This window comes from Streptomyces triticirhizae (assembly GCF_003696235.1).
Lineage (GTDB): Bacteria > Actinomycetota > Actinomycetes > Streptomycetales > Streptomycetaceae > Streptomyces > Streptomyces triticirhizae.
In genome coordinates this window covers 1-14,244 of record NZ_RFFJ01000162.1, presented here as the reverse complement: position 1 = coordinate 14,244, position 14,244 = coordinate 1, and the positions used below count along the sequence as shown (strand labels likewise).

At 73.3% G+C, this 14,244-nt stretch carries 14 protein-coding genes; 12 read left to right on the top strand and 2 right to left on the bottom strand.

The window, feature by feature from the left end:
- A partial coding sequence (locus EBN88_RS22900; protein ID WP_147472810.1) for a PucR family transcriptional regulator occupies positions 1–503 on the top strand: 503 nt, incomplete at its 5' end.
- 28 nt (positions 504–531) lie between these two features.
- Here the strand turns inward: EBN88_RS22900 and EBN88_RS22895 are convergent.
- Positions 532–1,479: an alpha/beta hydrolase gene (locus EBN88_RS22895; RefSeq protein WP_122398966.1), complete on the bottom strand. Its 948-nt coding sequence runs from the start codon at positions 1,477–1,479 to the stop codon at positions 532–534.
- A gap of 394 nt (positions 1,480–1,873) precedes the next feature.
- On the opposite strand from EBN88_RS22895, the gene EBN88_RS22890 reads away from it, so the two are divergent.
- From EBN88_RS22890 to EBN88_RS22855, 8 genes are all read left to right on the top strand, one after another.
- Positions 1,874–3,229, top strand: a complete 1,356-nt coding sequence (locus tag EBN88_RS22890; RefSeq protein WP_122398965.1) for an SGNH/GDSL hydrolase family protein — start codon at positions 1,874–1,876, stop codon at positions 3,227–3,229.
- 363 nt (positions 3,230–3,592) lie between these two features.
- Positions 3,593–4,612 carry a LacI family DNA-binding transcriptional regulator gene (locus EBN88_RS22885; protein WP_122398964.1) on the top strand — a complete coding sequence of 340 codons (1,020 nt, stop codon included), beginning with the start codon at positions 3,593–3,595 and terminating at the stop codon, positions 4,610–4,612.
- Positions 4,613–4,665: 53 nt separating this feature from the next.
- Positions 4,666–5,904, top strand: coding sequence for an ABC transporter substrate-binding protein (locus EBN88_RS22880; RefSeq protein WP_122398963.1), 1,239 nt, complete (start codon positions 4,666–4,668; stop codon positions 5,902–5,904).
- On the top strand, positions 5,901–6,830 hold the full coding sequence (locus EBN88_RS22875; RefSeq protein WP_122398962.1) for a carbohydrate ABC transporter permease: 930 nt from the start codon (positions 5,901–5,903) through the stop codon (positions 6,828–6,830). The genes EBN88_RS22880 and EBN88_RS22875 overlap by 4 nt, the downstream gene beginning before the upstream one ends.
- A 2-nt stretch (positions 6,831–6,832) precedes the next feature.
- A complete protein-coding gene (locus EBN88_RS22870; protein WP_122398961.1) occupies positions 6,833–7,660 on the top strand; it encodes a carbohydrate ABC transporter permease in 828 nt (275 codons plus the stop codon).
- 96 nt (positions 7,661–7,756) lie between these two features.
- Complete coding sequence (locus tag EBN88_RS22865) at positions 7,757–9,235, top strand: GH1 family beta-glucosidase (RefSeq protein ID WP_122398960.1); 1,479 nt, start codon at positions 7,757–7,759, stop codon at positions 9,233–9,235.
- 15 nt (positions 9,236–9,250) lie between these two features.
- Complete coding sequence (gene yicI, locus EBN88_RS22860) at positions 9,251–11,536, top strand: alpha-xylosidase (RefSeq protein ID WP_122398959.1); 2,286 nt, start codon at positions 9,251–9,253, stop codon at positions 11,534–11,536.
- A gap of 152 nt (positions 11,537–11,688) precedes the next feature.
- Positions 11,689–12,267 (top strand): isochorismatase family protein, encoded by a 579-nt coding sequence (locus tag EBN88_RS22855; protein WP_122398958.1) that lies wholly within the window; start codon positions 11,689–11,691, stop codon positions 12,265–12,267.
- A gap of 7 nt (positions 12,268–12,274) precedes the next feature.
- Here the strand turns inward: EBN88_RS22855 and EBN88_RS22850 are convergent, their stop codons facing one another.
- Positions 12,275–12,871 (bottom strand): SET domain-containing protein, encoded by a 597-nt coding sequence (locus EBN88_RS22850; protein ID WP_122398957.1) that lies wholly within the window; start codon positions 12,869–12,871, stop codon positions 12,275–12,277.
- Positions 12,872–13,019: 148 nt separating this feature from the next.
- Here EBN88_RS22850 and EBN88_RS30740 point away from each other — a divergent pair, with 148 nt between their 5' ends.
- Genes EBN88_RS30740 through EBN88_RS22840 form a run of 3 tightly spaced genes read left to right on the top strand, consistent with a single transcriptional unit; the run spans position 13,020 to position 14,235 of the window.
- Positions 13,020–13,196, top strand: a complete 177-nt coding sequence (locus EBN88_RS30740) for a hypothetical protein (RefSeq protein ID WP_158621493.1) — start codon at positions 13,020–13,022, stop codon at positions 13,194–13,196.
- A 34-nt stretch (positions 13,197–13,230) separates the two neighbouring features.
- On the top strand, positions 13,231–13,863 hold the full coding sequence (locus EBN88_RS22845) for an HhH-GDP family DNA glycosylase (RefSeq protein WP_122398956.1): 633 nt from the start codon (positions 13,231–13,233) through the stop codon (positions 13,861–13,863).
- A 30-nt stretch (positions 13,864–13,893) separates the two neighbouring features.
- Positions 13,894–14,235 carry a DUF3140 domain-containing protein gene (locus EBN88_RS22840; protein WP_122398955.1) on the top strand — a complete coding sequence of 114 codons (342 nt, stop codon included), beginning with the start codon at positions 13,894–13,896 and terminating at the stop codon, positions 14,233–14,235.
- Positions 14,236–14,244: the final 9 nt, after the last annotated feature.

Sequence of the window (14,244 nt, the reverse complement as noted above, 5' to 3'; positions counted from 1 at the left end):
GCGCCGTGCTCGCGGAGCGGGACGCGGAACGGCTGCCCGGCGGCGAACGGTCCCGAGGCGTGCGCTGCGGGGTGGGCGGCGCGGTGCCGCCGAGCCGGGCGGCCGACTCCTGGGCGCAGGCCCGCACGGCGCTGCGCTTCGCCACCGGGCGCGGGCCCGACGCGGGGGTGGTGGACCACGACGCGCTGGGCCCGTTGGCGCTGCTCGCCGAGGTGCCGGCGGCCAGGCTGCGGGCGGACGCCGGGGTGCGGGCCCTGGCGGAGCTGGCCGAACGGGACGGCGGCGAGCTGGGCGTGGCGGCGCTCGACGCGTTCTGCCGCACCGGGTCGCTGCGGCAGGCGGCGGCCTTGCTCCATCTCCACCACAGCTCGGTGGCCGCCAGGTTGGCGGTGGTCGAGGAGGCGCTGGGCTGGCGGCTGCACGAGCCCGGCGACCGGTTCAAGGCCCAACTGGCGCTGTACGGCTGGCGGTTGAGTAACGACGAGGAGCCGGAGGAGGGTTGACGCTCCGTCGGGAGATCCCGGCCGGCGTTCACCGGGCCAGCCCCGCCGCGAGTGCCGCGAGCCCCTCGGCGTTGATCCGCTGCCCGATGCCGGAGTGGACGATCGCCGCGCAGCCGTGGAACGTGCCCGGGTAGAGCCGGAGTTGGACGTCGACACCGGCCGCGCGCAGCGCCTCGGCGAAGGCCAGCGCCTCGTCGCGCAGCGGGTCGAACTCCATCGCGGCGACGAACGTCGGTGGCAGACCGCCGAGTTGGGTGGCCCTGGCCGGCGCGGCCCAGGCCGGGACATCGGCCGTGCCCGGCACACCTGGCCCCAGGTAGGCGGCCCAACTCAGTTCGGCGTTGCGGCGGTTCCACACGGGCGTGTCGGTGAAGCCTCGCGCGCTGGCGGTGGCGAGTCGGTCGTCCAGGGCGGGGCTGTGCAGATGGAGGTGGCGGGCCGCCGGGCCGCCGAGGTCGCGCGCCAGCAGCGCGGCCCCGGCGGCCAGCCCCGCCCCCGCGCTGTCTCCCCACAGCGCGAGCCGTTCCGGGTCGACGCCCAGCTCGGCGGCGTGCTCCGCCAGCCAGAGCCAGCCGGCGTACACGTCGTCCAGCGGCGCCGGATAGGGGTGTTCGGGCGCCAGCCGGTAGTCCACGGCGACGACCACGGCGGGCAGTTCGCGGGCGAACCGCAGGTTGAGGTCGTGGTCCACGTCGAAGGAGCCGAGGACGAAACCGCCGCCGTGCACGCCGTAGACGGCGGGCAGCGGCCCGCCGGCGCCCTCGGGGCGGTAGATCCGCAGCGGGACCTTGGGGTCGCCGGCCGAGCGGCCCGGCACCAGCACCTCGCGCACGGCGACCCCGCGTTCGTCGGCGGCCGCCATGGCGGCCGCCAGCTCGGCCGCCTGGGCGGCGCGGGCGGCGGGCAGGTCCGAGATGTCGATCTCGGCCAACATCGCGGCCGCCGCTGCCAGTTCGGGGTCGAGGGGGTAGCCCATGCCGGGTGCGCCTTTCGCTCTCCACGGGCGGCACCGTGCCGCCTTCCGAACGTGACACGCCGGCCGCCACACGGCAGCAGACGGGCGTCGGGGAAACCGGCCACGCGGCCCGACGACCGCGCGCGGCCCAGGTGGGAGGGCCCGACCGGGGGCCACGGTACCCGCCGGGGCGGCCGTTCCGGCGGCGCCGCACGCGGGCCCGACAGCCCCTCGGGGCGGGCGAGTTGGGCCGAGCCCCGGAAGGGATAACCGAAAATTTTCAGATCCTTACCGGAAGTCTTGACGGGCCCGATGGCCCTTCCTAGTGTCACGGCGCCGCAGGGAACCGCCCCGGGACGACCGCGCCGACGGCTCGGCCGTCCGCCCCGTTCTCACCGAAGGAGCCCCCGACCGCATGAAGAGAACCCGCACGCTCGGCCGGCTCGTCGCCCTGGCGGCCCTGCCGCTGGCCCTGCTCGCCGGGCCGACGGCGGCCCAGGCCACAGCGCCGGCCAACGCGCCCGCCCCGGCGGAGCGTTCACCGCAGGCGGCCGAGGGGAGCGCCGAACGGTCCGGCCCGGGACGGGAGATGCGCTGGGTCGGCAGCTGGACGGCGATGCCCCAGCTCACCGAGCCGCACAACATGCCGCCGCCCCCGTTCACCGGCGATGAGTCCGTGCTGGTGGACACGACGCTGCGTCAGACGGTGCGGATCACCACCGGCGGCGAACGGTTCCGGCTGGCCTTCTCCAACGAGTTCGGCGGCGCCCCGCTGCCGTTGACCGAGGTCGCGGTCGCGCTGCCGAGGGAAGGACGGGCCGGGGTCAGCGCCGTCGAGCCGGGCAGCTCGGTGCCGGTCACGTTCAGCGGCGGGCGGAGTTCGGTGACCGTGCCGATCGGAGCGCGCTATGTCAGCGACCCCGTGGACCTCGCGCTCCCGCCGGGCAGCAACCTCACCGTGACGACCTATCTGGCCGCCGGCCAGGCCACGTTGTCCCTCACCTCGCACCCCGGCTCGCGCACCACCTCGCACCTGCTGGCCGGCGACCATGTGACCGCCGAGGACCTGCCGGGCGCCACGCCCACCGACCACTGGTACCTGCTCAGCGGCGTCGAGGCGTGGTCGCCGGCCGACCACCACGCCACCGCCGTCCTCGGCGACTCGCTGACCGACGGCCGGGGCTCCACCACCAACGGCAACGACCGGTGGACCGACCAGCTCTTCGACCGGATGGCGGCCGACCCGGACACGGCCCATGTCTCCCTGCTCAACCAGGGCGCCGGCGGCAACCGGGTCCTCAACGACGGCCTCGGCCCCAGCGCCCTGGCCCGGCTGGACCGGGACGTGATCGCCCAGAGCGGCGTCGAGCGGCTGATCCTCTTCGAGGGCGTCAACGACATCGGCACGGCGGAGGCCACCGAGGAGGCCCAACGGGCCGTCGCCGACGAGCTGATCACCGCCTTCGACCAGATCGTCACCCGCGCCCACGCCCACGGCATCGAGGTGTTCGGCGCGACGCTGCTGCCGTTCGGCGACAACGAGATGTACGACGACCCCGAGGGCTGGCGCGAGTTGGCGCGCCAGACGGTCAACGACTGGGTCCGCGACAGCGGACGGTTCGACGCGGTGCTCGACTTCGACGCGGCCACCCGCGACCCGGCGCAACCGGAGCGCCTGCTGCCCGACATCCACGACGGCGACTGGCTGCATCTGACGCCCGAGGGCTACGGCCTGCTGGCCGCCTCGGTGCCGCTGGAGCTGCTGCGGTAACACCCCGACGACCCGCTCGTTCCCGCCGAGAACCGGGCCGGGCCGGCGACCCTCGTGTGGTACGGGGCGCGCGAGCGCCCCACAGCCCCCACCGCGCGAGCCGCCGGCCCGGCCCTCCCACGGTAGCCGCTCCCCGGCGGGCGGGCACGGGGTCCGCCGGCCCGTGACGCGCCCCGACCACATTCCGCAGGACGGAATGTTCCGGGATGTCTTGTGCGGCGTCCGGAGGGATGCCTACGATTTCCGGCGATGGTTCGTCGAATCGATTCGACGAACGGTTCGACCGACGGCTTCGCCACCCGACTTCGTTGCACCGCAAGGGAGTTGGCGCGGCAGGGGCCGGCCAGGAAGGGAGCGAGGCGCATGGTCACCATCAAGGACGTGGCCCGGCACGCCGGCGTCGCGCCCAGCACGGTCTCCTATGTGCTCAGCGGCTCCCGCAAGATCTCCGAGGAGACCAGGACCGCCGTCCGCGCCGCCATCGAGGAGCTGGGCTACCACCCGCGCGCCTCGGCGCGCACGCTGCGGCGCGCGCGCAGCGAGGTGCTGGTGCTGGCGGTGCCGAGGGAGCCTGGCAAGTACCGGGCCGTGGACGGCCGGTTCGCGATCGACATCGGCGACATGGCCAGGGACCGAGGCTACGACCTGCTGCTGATGACCGACCCCGACGGGGTTCGCGGGCTGACCCGGGTGGCCCGCAGCGGGCTGGCCGACGGCGCGGTGCTGATGGCGGTGCGCGAACGGGACCCGAGGATCGAGGCGTTGCGCGCGCACGGCTTCCCCACCGCGCTGGTGGGGCACGGCGAGGAGAGCGAGGGCGACGACCCGCCCTGGGTGGACCTGGACTGGGCGGCGGCGGTCTCGCTGGCGGTGCGGGAGGCGGTGGCCGCCGGGCACCGGCGGATCGCGTTCTGGGCCTCGGCCGACCACGAGTTCGAGGCCAGGAACGGCTATGCGCTGCGCGGCCTGGCCGGGGCCGAGGCGGCCGCGCGGGAGACCGGGGCCGAGGTGCGGGTGCGGCGTTCCACCGTGGAGCCGGACGAGGCGCGCGCCCGGCTCGTCGAGCTGCTCACCGCGCGCCCGCGCCCGACGGCGCTGCTGGTGCAGCACCTGATCCCGCTGCCGCTGCTGCTGGAGGAGATCGCCGCGCTCGGGCTTCGGGTCGGCGAGGACCTGGCGGTGGTGCTGGTCGGCAGCCTCCCGGACGAGGCCGGGGCGCTGCGGCTGCCGCGCGTCGAGCTGCCCGTGGGGCGGATGGCCGAGGCGGCGGTGCGGCTGGTGGTCGAGGCGATCGAGAACCCGGAACGGCCCTACGCCGAACGGGAGTTGATCGCGCCGACGCTGGTGGCCGGGGGGCCACCCATCGTGCCCCCGGGCGGCTGAGCACCTGCGGAGCCGCGACGAAGGACGGACAGGACAAACCGAACGAGAGAGTCATGCCAGCAAGCAACGGAAGGACCCGCCGGTCGGCGGTGGCCGTCGGCCTGGCGGCGGCCACCCTGGCCACCGGCCTCGCCGGCTGCGCCGCCGAGCCGGACCCGGACACGGTGACGGTGCTCAACTCGGCGACGGACACCGCCGAACACGAGGCGAACCAGGACTTCTTCGACCGCTGCGCCGAGCCGTTGGGGCTGCGGGTGGAGCAGATCAGCGTGCCGGCCGACCAGGTGGCGTCGAAGGCGCTGCGGATGGCGTCCTCGGACTCGCTGACCGACATCCTGGAGCTGGACGGCTCGGAGCTGCCGCAGTTCGCCGAGACCGGCGGGCTGCGGCCGATCGACGAGGTGGGGGTCGTGGCCGAGGGCCTCTCGGACAGCTCGGTGGCGTTGGGCTCCTTCGACGGCACCCAGTACGGGGTCGCGCGCTCGGTGAACTCCCTCGCGCTGATCTACAACACCGAGCTGCTGGCCGAGGCCGGCGTCCAACCGCCCACCACCTGGGACGAGTTGCGGCGGACGGCCGCCGAGCTGACCTCGGGCGACACCTATGGGATGGCGTTCTCGGCCACCCCGGACGCGGACGGCGTCTACCAGTTCCTGCCGTTCTTCTGGTCGGCCGGCGGCGACGAGGCGCGGCTGACCGAGGGCGAGGGCGGGGCGGCGGCGCTGGCGTTCTGGAAGGAGCTGGTGGACGGAGGCGTGGTCTCCCGTTCGGTCGTCAACTGGAACCAGCAGGACGTGAACGACCAGTTCCTCTCCGGAAGGGCCGCCATGATGATCAACGGCCCCTGGCAGGTGCCGGTGCTCGACGCCCAGGACGAGGTGGACTGGGCGGTCGCCGCGATCCCCGTCCCCGAGGCGGGGCGCGACCCGGTGCCGCCCATCGGCGGCACGGTGATGACCGTGCCGAAGAACGACGACCGCGAGCGGGAGCGGAACGCCGGCCGGCTGCTGAGCTGCCTCAACTCCGAGGAGAACCAGCTGGCCTGGGGCGAGCGGGTCAACAACGTGCCGACGCTGGCGGCGGCCGCCGAGCGCTACCGCGAGCAGAACCCGAAGCTGGCGCCGTTCGCCGACCTGGTGCTGACCGCGCGCTCGCGCACCGAACGGGTCGGCACCCGGTGGCCGGTGGTCGGCGACGCGCTGGCCGGCGCTTTCCAGTCGGTGCTGACGGGGCGCTCATCCCCCGAGGACGCGCTGCGCGACGCCCAGCGGCAGGCGGGTGAGGAGCGGTGAACGCGGCGAAGACGCGCCGGCGCGCCCCCGGCTCTCGTCAACGGGCGCTCTACCGCTGGCTGTTCGTGCTGCCGGCCGTGCTCTATCTGCTGGCGTTCTTCGGCTATCCGCTGGTGCGCAACGTCCTGATGAGCTTTCAGGAGTTCACGCCGCGCACCTACTTCACCGGCGAGGCCCCGTTCAACGGCCTGGAGAACTGGCGGGCGGTGCTGGACGACCCGCTGCTGGGCGACGCGCTGTGGCAGACGATGGTCTTCACCGTGGGCTCGCTACTCGGGCAGTTCACCCTGGGGCTGGCCCTCGCGGTGTTCTTCTCGCGGCGGTTCCGGCTCTCCGGGACGATCCGCGCGGTGCTGCTGCTGCCCTGGCTGGTGCCGATGGTGGTCTCGGCGGTGGTCTGGCGGCGGATCATGGACGAGGAACACGGGGTGCTCAACAGCTTCCTTGAGCTGGTGGGCCTCAGCTCCGACGGGGTGCCGTGGCTGTCCAGCCCGAGCGTGGCGCTGGCCTCGGTGATCCTGGTGAACATCTGGATCGGCATCCCGTTCAACATGGTGATCCTCTACGGCGGCCTGGCCGAGATACCCGAGGAGCTCTACGAGGCGGCGGCGTTGGACGGCGCCGGACCGTGGCGCACGTTCTGGCGGATCACGCTGCCGATGCTGCGCCCGGTGGTCACGGTGGTGCTGGTGCTGGGCTTCATGTCCACGGTGAAGATCCTGGACCTGGTGTTGGCGCTGACCGGCGGGGGCCCGGCCGACTCCACCCAGACGCTGGGCACGCTCACCTACCAACTCTCCTTCCTGCGCCTGGACTTCGGCCAGGGCGCGGTGGTGGGCAACATCCTGATCCTGATCAGCGCGGTCTTCGCCGTGCTCTATCTGCGCGCCAACCGGGCCGATCTCGGCCCGGGGAAGGGTAGGTGACGATGCGTCAGCGAACGGGTTCCTCGCGCGCCGCCCGCTGGGGCAGCACGACGGTGGCGCTGCTGGTGCTGGCCGTGATGCTCTTCCCCGTCTACTGGATGGTCTCCACGGCGCTCCAGCCGCACTCCTCGATCGCCTCGGCGGAGCTGCTGCCGACCTCGCCGAGCCTGGACAACTTCCGTACGGCGCTGGAGAGTCAGGGCGGCTCGTTGGTGACCAGCCTGGTGGTGGCGCTGGGCGCGGTGGTGGTGTGCCTGGCGCTGGCGGCGCCGGCGGCCTACGGGCTGGCGCAGTTCGGCCTGCGCGGCGGGCGGACCATCGTCTTCGGCACGCTGATCACCCAGATGGTGCCGGGCATCGTGGTGGCCAACGCGCTCTACAGCGCGTACGCGGAACTGGGCCTGGTCAACTCCTATCTGGGGCTGATCCTGGCGGACGCCTCGCTGGGGCTGCCGTTCGCGATCGTGCTGCTGCGGGCGTTCATGGTCTCCATCCCGAGCGAGGTGGTGGAGGCGGCGCTGGTGGACGGGGCGAACCGGTTCACGGCGTTCGTGCGGATCGTGCTGCCGATGAGTCGGAACGCGCTCATCACCTCGGGCCTCTTCGCGTTCCTCTTCGCGTGGGCGGACTTCGTCTTCGCGCTGACCCTCAACACCACCGACGACGTTCGGCCGGTCACGCTGGGCCTCTACCAGTTCATCGGGGCCCATGTGAGTGACTGGGGGGCGGTGATGGCCACGGCCGTGCTGTCGGCGATCCCGGCGGCGATACTGCTGGTCGTCGCCCAGAAGTACATCGCCGCCGGAATCGCGGGCGGCTCCCTGAAGTGACCACACGACGTGGACGGTCTCACCCGGGGCAGGCGCGCGCGACGGGCAAGCGCTTGCCCCACCGGAACAACCATCCTGACAAGGTCGAGAGAACTGATGAGCACTACCGATTCAACGCACGGCACCGACGCCCACGACGCCCCGGACTCCCCGGGCTATCCCACCTTCCCGCCCGGCTTCGCCTTCGGGACCGCGACCGCCGCCTACCAGATCGAGGGCGCCCACGACGTCGGCGGGCGCGGCCCGTCGATCTGGGACACCTACTGCCGCACGCCCGGCAAGGTCGCCGACGGCGCCACCGGGGACGTCGCCTGCGACCACTACCACCGCTACCGGGAGGACGTGGCGCTGCTGCGCGAACTCGGCGTCGACGACTACCGGTTCTCGATCGCCTGGCCGCGCGTCCAGCCGACGGGATCGGGGCCGGCCAACGCCGAGGGGCTCGCGTTCTACGACCGGCTGCTGGACGAGCTGCTGGCGGCCGGGATTCGCCCCGCCGCCACGCTCTACCACTGGGACCTGCCGCAGGCGCTGGAGGACCAGGGCGGCTGGCGGGTGCGGGAGACGGCCGAGCGGTTCGCCGAGTACGCGGCGATCGTCGCCGACCGGCTGGGCGACCGCATCCCGCGCTGGATCACCCTGAACGAGCCGTTCTGCGCGGCGTTCGTCGGCTATGCCATCGGCCGGCACGCGCCGGGGGCGCGCGAGGGCAGGGGCGCGCTGGCCGCCGCCCACCACCTGCTGGTCGGGCACGGGCTGGCGGTGCGGGCGCTGCGCGCCGCCGGGCGGAGCGAGGTGGGGATCACGCTCAACCCTGACCGGCTGCTGCCGGCCAGCGACTCCGCGGCGGACCTGGCCGCGGTGCGCCGGGCCGAGACCCTGCACAACGCGGTCTGGTTCGACCCACTCTTCGCCGGCCGCTACCCCGAGCACGAGCGGGAGACCTGGGGCGAGCTGGCCGACGGCTCCTACCGCGCGGACGGCGATCTCGACCTGATCGGCGCCCCGTTGGACTTCCTCGGCGTCAACTACTACCGCCCGATCACGATCGCCGCCGCCCCGCACCGGGAGGCCGACCCGGCGCGGCGCACCGCCGTCGACATCGGCGTCGAGGAGACCTGGCGGGACGACGTGCGGCACACCACCATGGGCTGGCCCGTGGTGCCCGAGTCGTTCACCGACCTGCTGGTGGACCTCGACCGGCGCCACCCGAACCTGCCGCCGCTGTACATCACCGAGAACGGCTCGGCCGAGGCGGACACCGTGGCCGAGGACGGGCAGGTGCACGACGCCGACCGGGTCGCCTATCTGCGGGACCACCTGGCGGCGCTGGCCGAGGCGGTGCGCGCCGGCGTGGACGTGCGCGGGTACTACGTCTGGTCGCTGCTGGACAACTTCGAGTGGGCCTTCGGCTACGACAAGCGCTTCGGCATCGTGCGCGTCGACTACGACACCCAGCGGCGCCTGCCCAAGGACAGCTACCGCTGGTACCAGGGCCTGATCCGCGACCACCGGCGGCGCCACGGCCAGCGGCCTCAGGACGTGTCGGGGACACCCGACCAACGACAGGACTAGGGAGACCCGAACACCGTGAAGTTCACCGACGGTTACTGGCTGATGCGCGAAGGGGTGGCGGCCTCGTTCGCCACCTGGGTCGCGGACGCGCGGATCGAGGAGGACCGGCTGACCCTGTGGGGTGCCACCGGCCGGGAGCGCGGCCGAGGTCAGACCCTCAACAGCCCCCTGCTCACCGTGGAGGTCTTCTCCCCCGCCGAGGGGGTGATCGGGGTGCGCTCCACGCACCACGCCGGCTCGCGCGACCGGGGCCCGCACTTCGCGCTGCGCCCCGACGAGGGTCACGCGGCGAAGGCGCGGGCGACCGGTTCGGCGCTGGAACTGGCCAGCGGGCCGCTGGCGTTGCGGGTGGACACCGAGGAGCCGTGGCGGCTCGACTTCCTGGGCGAGGGGCGCCTCCTCACCTCGGCGGGCAAGCGCGGCACCGGCTTCGCCACACTCGACGGGCAGCACCACCTGATCGCGCAACTCTCGCTGGGCGTGGGGGAGGTGGTGTACGGGCTGGGCGAGCGTTTCACCCCGTTCACCAAGAACGGCCAGTCCGTGGAGGTCTGGCAGGCCGACGGCGGCACGGCCAGCGAACAGGCGTACAAGAACGTGCCGTTCTACCTCACCAACCGGGGCTACGGCGTCTTCGTCAACCACCCGGGGCGGGTCTCCTACGAGATCGCCTCGGAGTCGGTGGGCCAGGTCCAGTTCAGCGTCGAGGACCAGTCGGTCGAGTACTACGTGATCTACGGGCCCACGCCCAAGGAGATCCTGGACCGCTACACGGCGCTGACCGGCCGGCCCGCGCTGCCGCCGGCCTGGTCGTTCGGGCTGTGGCTGTCCACGTCGTTCACCACCGACTACGACGAGGACACCGTGGGCCGCTTCACGCGCGGGATGGCGGAGCGCGACATCCCGCTGGGCGTCTTCCACTTCGACTGCTTCTGGATGCGGGCGTACCAGTGGTGCGACTTCACCTGGGACCCGGACGTCTTCCCCGACCCGGAGGGGATGCTGCGCCGGCTGAAGGACCAGGGGCTGCGGGTCACGGTGTGGATCAACCCCTACATCGGGCAGAAGTCGCCGCTCTTCGATGAGGGCCGGCGGCTGGGCCACCTGGTGCGCACCGCCGAGGGCGACGTGTGGCAGTGGGACATGTGGCAGGCCGGGATGGCGCTGGTGGACTTCACCAGCCCGGCCGCCAGGGAGTGGTACGCGAGCAAGCTGCGGGCGCTGCTGCGGCAGGGCGTGGACGGCTTCAAGACGGACTTCGGCGAACGGGTCCCGACGGACGTGGTCTGGTCGGACGGCTCCGACCCCGAGCGGATGCACAACTACTACACCCAGCTCTACAACGAGACGGTCTTCCGGGTGCTGACCGAGGAGCGCGGCGAGGGCGAGGCGGTGCTGTTCGCGCGCTCGGCGACGGCCGGCGGACAGCAGTTCCCGGTGCACTGGGGCGGGGACTGCGAGTCCACGTTCGAGGCGATGGCGGAGTCGCTGCGCGGCGGGCTGTCGCTGGGGCTCAGCGGCTTCGGCTTCTGGAGCCACGACATCGGCGGCTTCGAGGGCACGCCGACGCCGGCGGTCTTCAAGCGGTGGGTGCAGTTCGGGCTGCTCTCCTCGCACAGCCGGCTGCACGGCTCGGGCTCCTACCGGGTGCCGTGGGAGTACGACGAGGAGGCCGTCGAGGTCACCCGCGACTTCACCCGGCTGAAGAACCGGCTGGCGCCCTATCTGCTGCGGGCCGCCGAGCAGGCCAGGGACCGGGGCACGCCGGTGATGCGGGCGATGGTGCTGGAGTTCCCCGACGACCCGAGCTGCCACCCGTTGGACCGCCAGTACATGCTGGGCGAGAACCTGCTGGTGGCGCCGGTCTTCAGCGAGGACGGCGAGGTCGAGTACTACGTTCCGGCCGGGACGTGGACCCATCTGCTGACCGGCGAGCGGGTCTCCGGGCCGGGCTGGCGGCGGGAGCGGTTCGGCTTCGACAGCCTGCCGCTGCTGGCCCGGCCGGGGTCGGTGATCCCGTTGGGGGCGCACGACGAGAGCCCCGAGTACGCCCTGGCCGAGGGCGTCACCCTGCGGGTGCACGCCCCGGGGGACGGCGTCGAGGTGGTCACCCGGGTGCCGGCGGGCACCGGGGAGCGGGCGGCCGTCTTCCGGACCCGGCGGAGCGGCGACGAGCTGACGGTGACCGCCGAGGGCGCGCCAGGCGGCTGGTCGGTGGTGCTGGCCGGGCCCGACGGGTACGGCGAGCCGGTGACGGTGGCCGAGGGCGCGAACGCGGTGACCATCCCGGTCGCCGGCTGAGGGCCTGGCGCGCCGCCCGCCCCTCCTGCCGGGGGCGGGCGGCGCGTCGCTCGTCGGGGCGGGACTGTCAGTGGTGGCGTCTAGGGTGAACGCGCCCGGGTTGGCCGGGATTTCGAGGATCTTCGCCGAACGCCGAAGAACGGAGCAGCCCCATGACCACACTCGCCGACCGTCCGCACACCGCGTTGCTCGTCATCGACATGCAGCGGGACGTGGTCGCCGCCGCGCACCGCCGCGACGAGGTGATCGCCCGGATCAACTTTCTGCTGGACCGGGCCAGGGCCGAGGGCGTGCCCGTGGTCTGGGTGCAGCACTCCGACGCGGACATGCCGATCGACAGCGAGGGCTGGCGCTTCGTGCCCGAGCTGGTCCGGCGGGACGACGAGCCGCTGGTGCACAAGCGGTTCGGGGACTCCTTCGAGGCCACCGAGCTGGAGGAGGTGCTGGCGGAGCGCGGCGTGGGCCGCCTGGTGGTGACGGGCGCGCAGACCGACGTGTGCGTCCGCTCCACGCTGCACGGCGGGCTGGTCCGCGGCTACGACGTGACCCTGGTCGGGGACGCGCACACCGCGGAGGACCGGTCGGCGCACGGCGCGCCGCCGCCGGAGCAGGTGATAGCCCACACCAACCTGTACTGGCGGTTCCAGAGCGCCCCGGGCCGGCGGGGTGGCACGGTGAACGCGGCGGAGGTGGACTTCGGGCCGGCGGAGCGGGCGACCGGCGCCGCCTGACCTGGGCTCACGCGCCGTCGAGCCGGTCGCCCCCGGCCACGAGCCCGTCGATCATGGCCAGCAGCGGCGGGGTCCAGTGGCGGCCGTAGGCGGCGCGGAGCGTCGGGTCGCGCCAGTCGAGGCCGGTGACGCGGGAGCGGCAACGGGCCGCGCCACAGCGGCAGTTCATCGACCAGTCGGCGACGGCGGTGAGGGTGGCGTAGTCGATGGTCAGCTCCTCGCCGGGGGCGACGTCGCGCCGGGTCTCGATGGTGAGGGCGTCCCGGTGCCAGAGGTTCGGCTCGCAGGAGTGGTTGCCGAAGCGCACCGGGTGGTCGGGGGTCAGCAGCAGATGCAGGCCCTCGCCCACCGAGAGGCTGTCGTGCCGGGTGAGGGTGGCCAGCGTGGCGTCGTCGATCAGGCGGCCGCCGAGGCGTTCGACCACGGTGCCGGCCGGCAGTGGGACGCGGGCGACGAGCCCCCGGCCCTCGATCGGCGAGGGCCGGACCTCGACGCCCGGGTGCAGCCAGCAGGTGACCGGAACGGGGCCGAGGCCGGGGACGACGTCTCCGGCGCGGTCCCGGGCTGAGCGATCACGGCCGGGGTGGTCGTGCTGGTTTGTCACTGTCGGTTGCCTTTCCTGTTGCGTCTTTCCTTGCGTTTCTGTTTGCGTTTCTGAGTGCGATGCCGGCGGCCCCGTGATCGTTCCGACATGGTTCGGGGCGTTTTAGGCGCCGGGTACCGGGAACCCGCCGTGGTCGAGGTGATAGGACATGTCGAAATCGACCAAGACGCTCGCGGACGCCCCCGCTCACCCCGCCCACCCCGTTCCCGAGATCCCCGGCCACCAGGAGTGGCGGCTGCTGCTGGAGGAGCACGCGGCCGAGCGCGCCCTGGGCTCCGTTCCCGAACGCGCCGTGTTCGGCGAGCAGTTGCCGGAGACCGACTGACCGGACCGACCACCGGCGCGGGAGGAGAGGCGGCATGACCGCACAGACCAGACGCACGGCGCGAGCGCTGCTCGACCGCTGTGGCGAGACCTACGCGGCCCAGGCCGGCATCCGGCTGCGGGACACCCCGGCGCCGCTCTACCAGACGCTGGTGCTGGCGCACCTGCTGTCGGCGCGGATCAAGGCCGATGTCGCGGTGGCGGCGGCCCGGGCGCTCTTCGACGCGGGGATGCGCACCCCGCGCGCCATGGCCGACGCCACCTGGCAGCGGCGGGTGGACGCCCTGGGCGTGGGCCACTACCGCCGCTACGACGAGCGGACCGCCACCCAACTCGGCGACGGTGCCCGGCTGTTGCTCGACCGCTACGGCGGCGACGTGCGGCGGATGCGCGAGGAGGCGCCGACCCGGCTGCGGGAGTATCCGGGGATAGGCCCGATGGGCGTGGACATCTTCCTGCGCGAGGTGCAGGCCGTCTGGCCCGAGTACGCGCCGTATGTCGACAGCCGCGCGAAGGAGGGCGCCCGCCGGGTGGGCCTCCCGCGTTCGGCCCGGGGGCTGTCCGAACTGGTGCGGAGGGCCGACATTCCCCGGCTGACAGCGGGTCTCGTCCGGGTATCCCTGGACAAGAGGTTGGCCAGGGACGTGACCGACCTGGCCCGCGCCTGAACCGAGCACGACGGTCCTGGAGGCGGACGCATGACCGACGCCGAGGCTTTCGAGATGGACGCGCTGTGGGCGGACTTCCACAACGCGGTGAACATGACCTCGCAGGAGTTGGCGGCCTGGCTGCGGGTGAGCAGCGCGGGCGAGGAGGCCGAGCGCCTTCCCGAACGCGCCGGCTCCGAGCGGGGGCGCGGGGTCCTCGCGATCCTGCGGAAACGCCAGATGGATCTCACCGAGGCCGACATCGACCTGATGCGCGAGGTCGTGGAGACCGTCACGACCGAACGGGCGGCCGGCCCCCGCGAGGAGCGGCCTGAGCCCGACTGGCGCTACCAGCTGATGTCGCTGGGGCACGACCCGCTGCGCGCCGGCTGAGCGCGGGCG

Coding starts and splice junctions, on each gene's coding strand:
- EBN88_RS22845 (WP_122398956.1), top strand. CDS start 13,231: ATGACCGCACAGACCAGACGCACGGCGCGAGCGCTGCTCGACCGCTGT.
- EBN88_RS22890 (WP_122398965.1), top strand. CDS start 1,874: ATGAAGAGAACCCGCACGCTCGGCCGGCTCGTCGCCCTGGCGGCCCTG.
- EBN88_RS30740 (WP_158621493.1), top strand. CDS start 13,020: ATGTCGAAATCGACCAAGACGCTCGCGGACGCCCCCGCTCACCCCGCC.
- EBN88_RS22895 (WP_122398966.1), bottom strand. CDS start 1,479: ATGGGCTACCCCCTCGACCCCGAACTGGCAGCGGCGGCCGCGATGTTG.
- EBN88_RS22885 (WP_122398964.1), top strand. CDS start 3,593: ATGGTCACCATCAAGGACGTGGCCCGGCACGCCGGCGTCGCGCCCAGC.
- EBN88_RS22880 (WP_122398963.1), top strand. CDS start 4,666: ATGCCAGCAAGCAACGGAAGGACCCGCCGGTCGGCGGTGGCCGTCGGC.
- EBN88_RS22855 (WP_122398958.1), top strand. CDS start 11,689: ATGACCACACTCGCCGACCGTCCGCACACCGCGTTGCTCGTCATCGAC.
- EBN88_RS22870 (WP_122398961.1), top strand. CDS start 6,833: ATGCGTCAGCGAACGGGTTCCTCGCGCGCCGCCCGCTGGGGCAGCACG.
- EBN88_RS22840 (WP_122398955.1), top strand. CDS start 13,894: ATGACCGACGCCGAGGCTTTCGAGATGGACGCGCTGTGGGCGGACTTC.
- EBN88_RS22865 (WP_122398960.1), top strand. CDS start 7,757: ATGAGCACTACCGATTCAACGCACGGCACCGACGCCCACGACGCCCCG.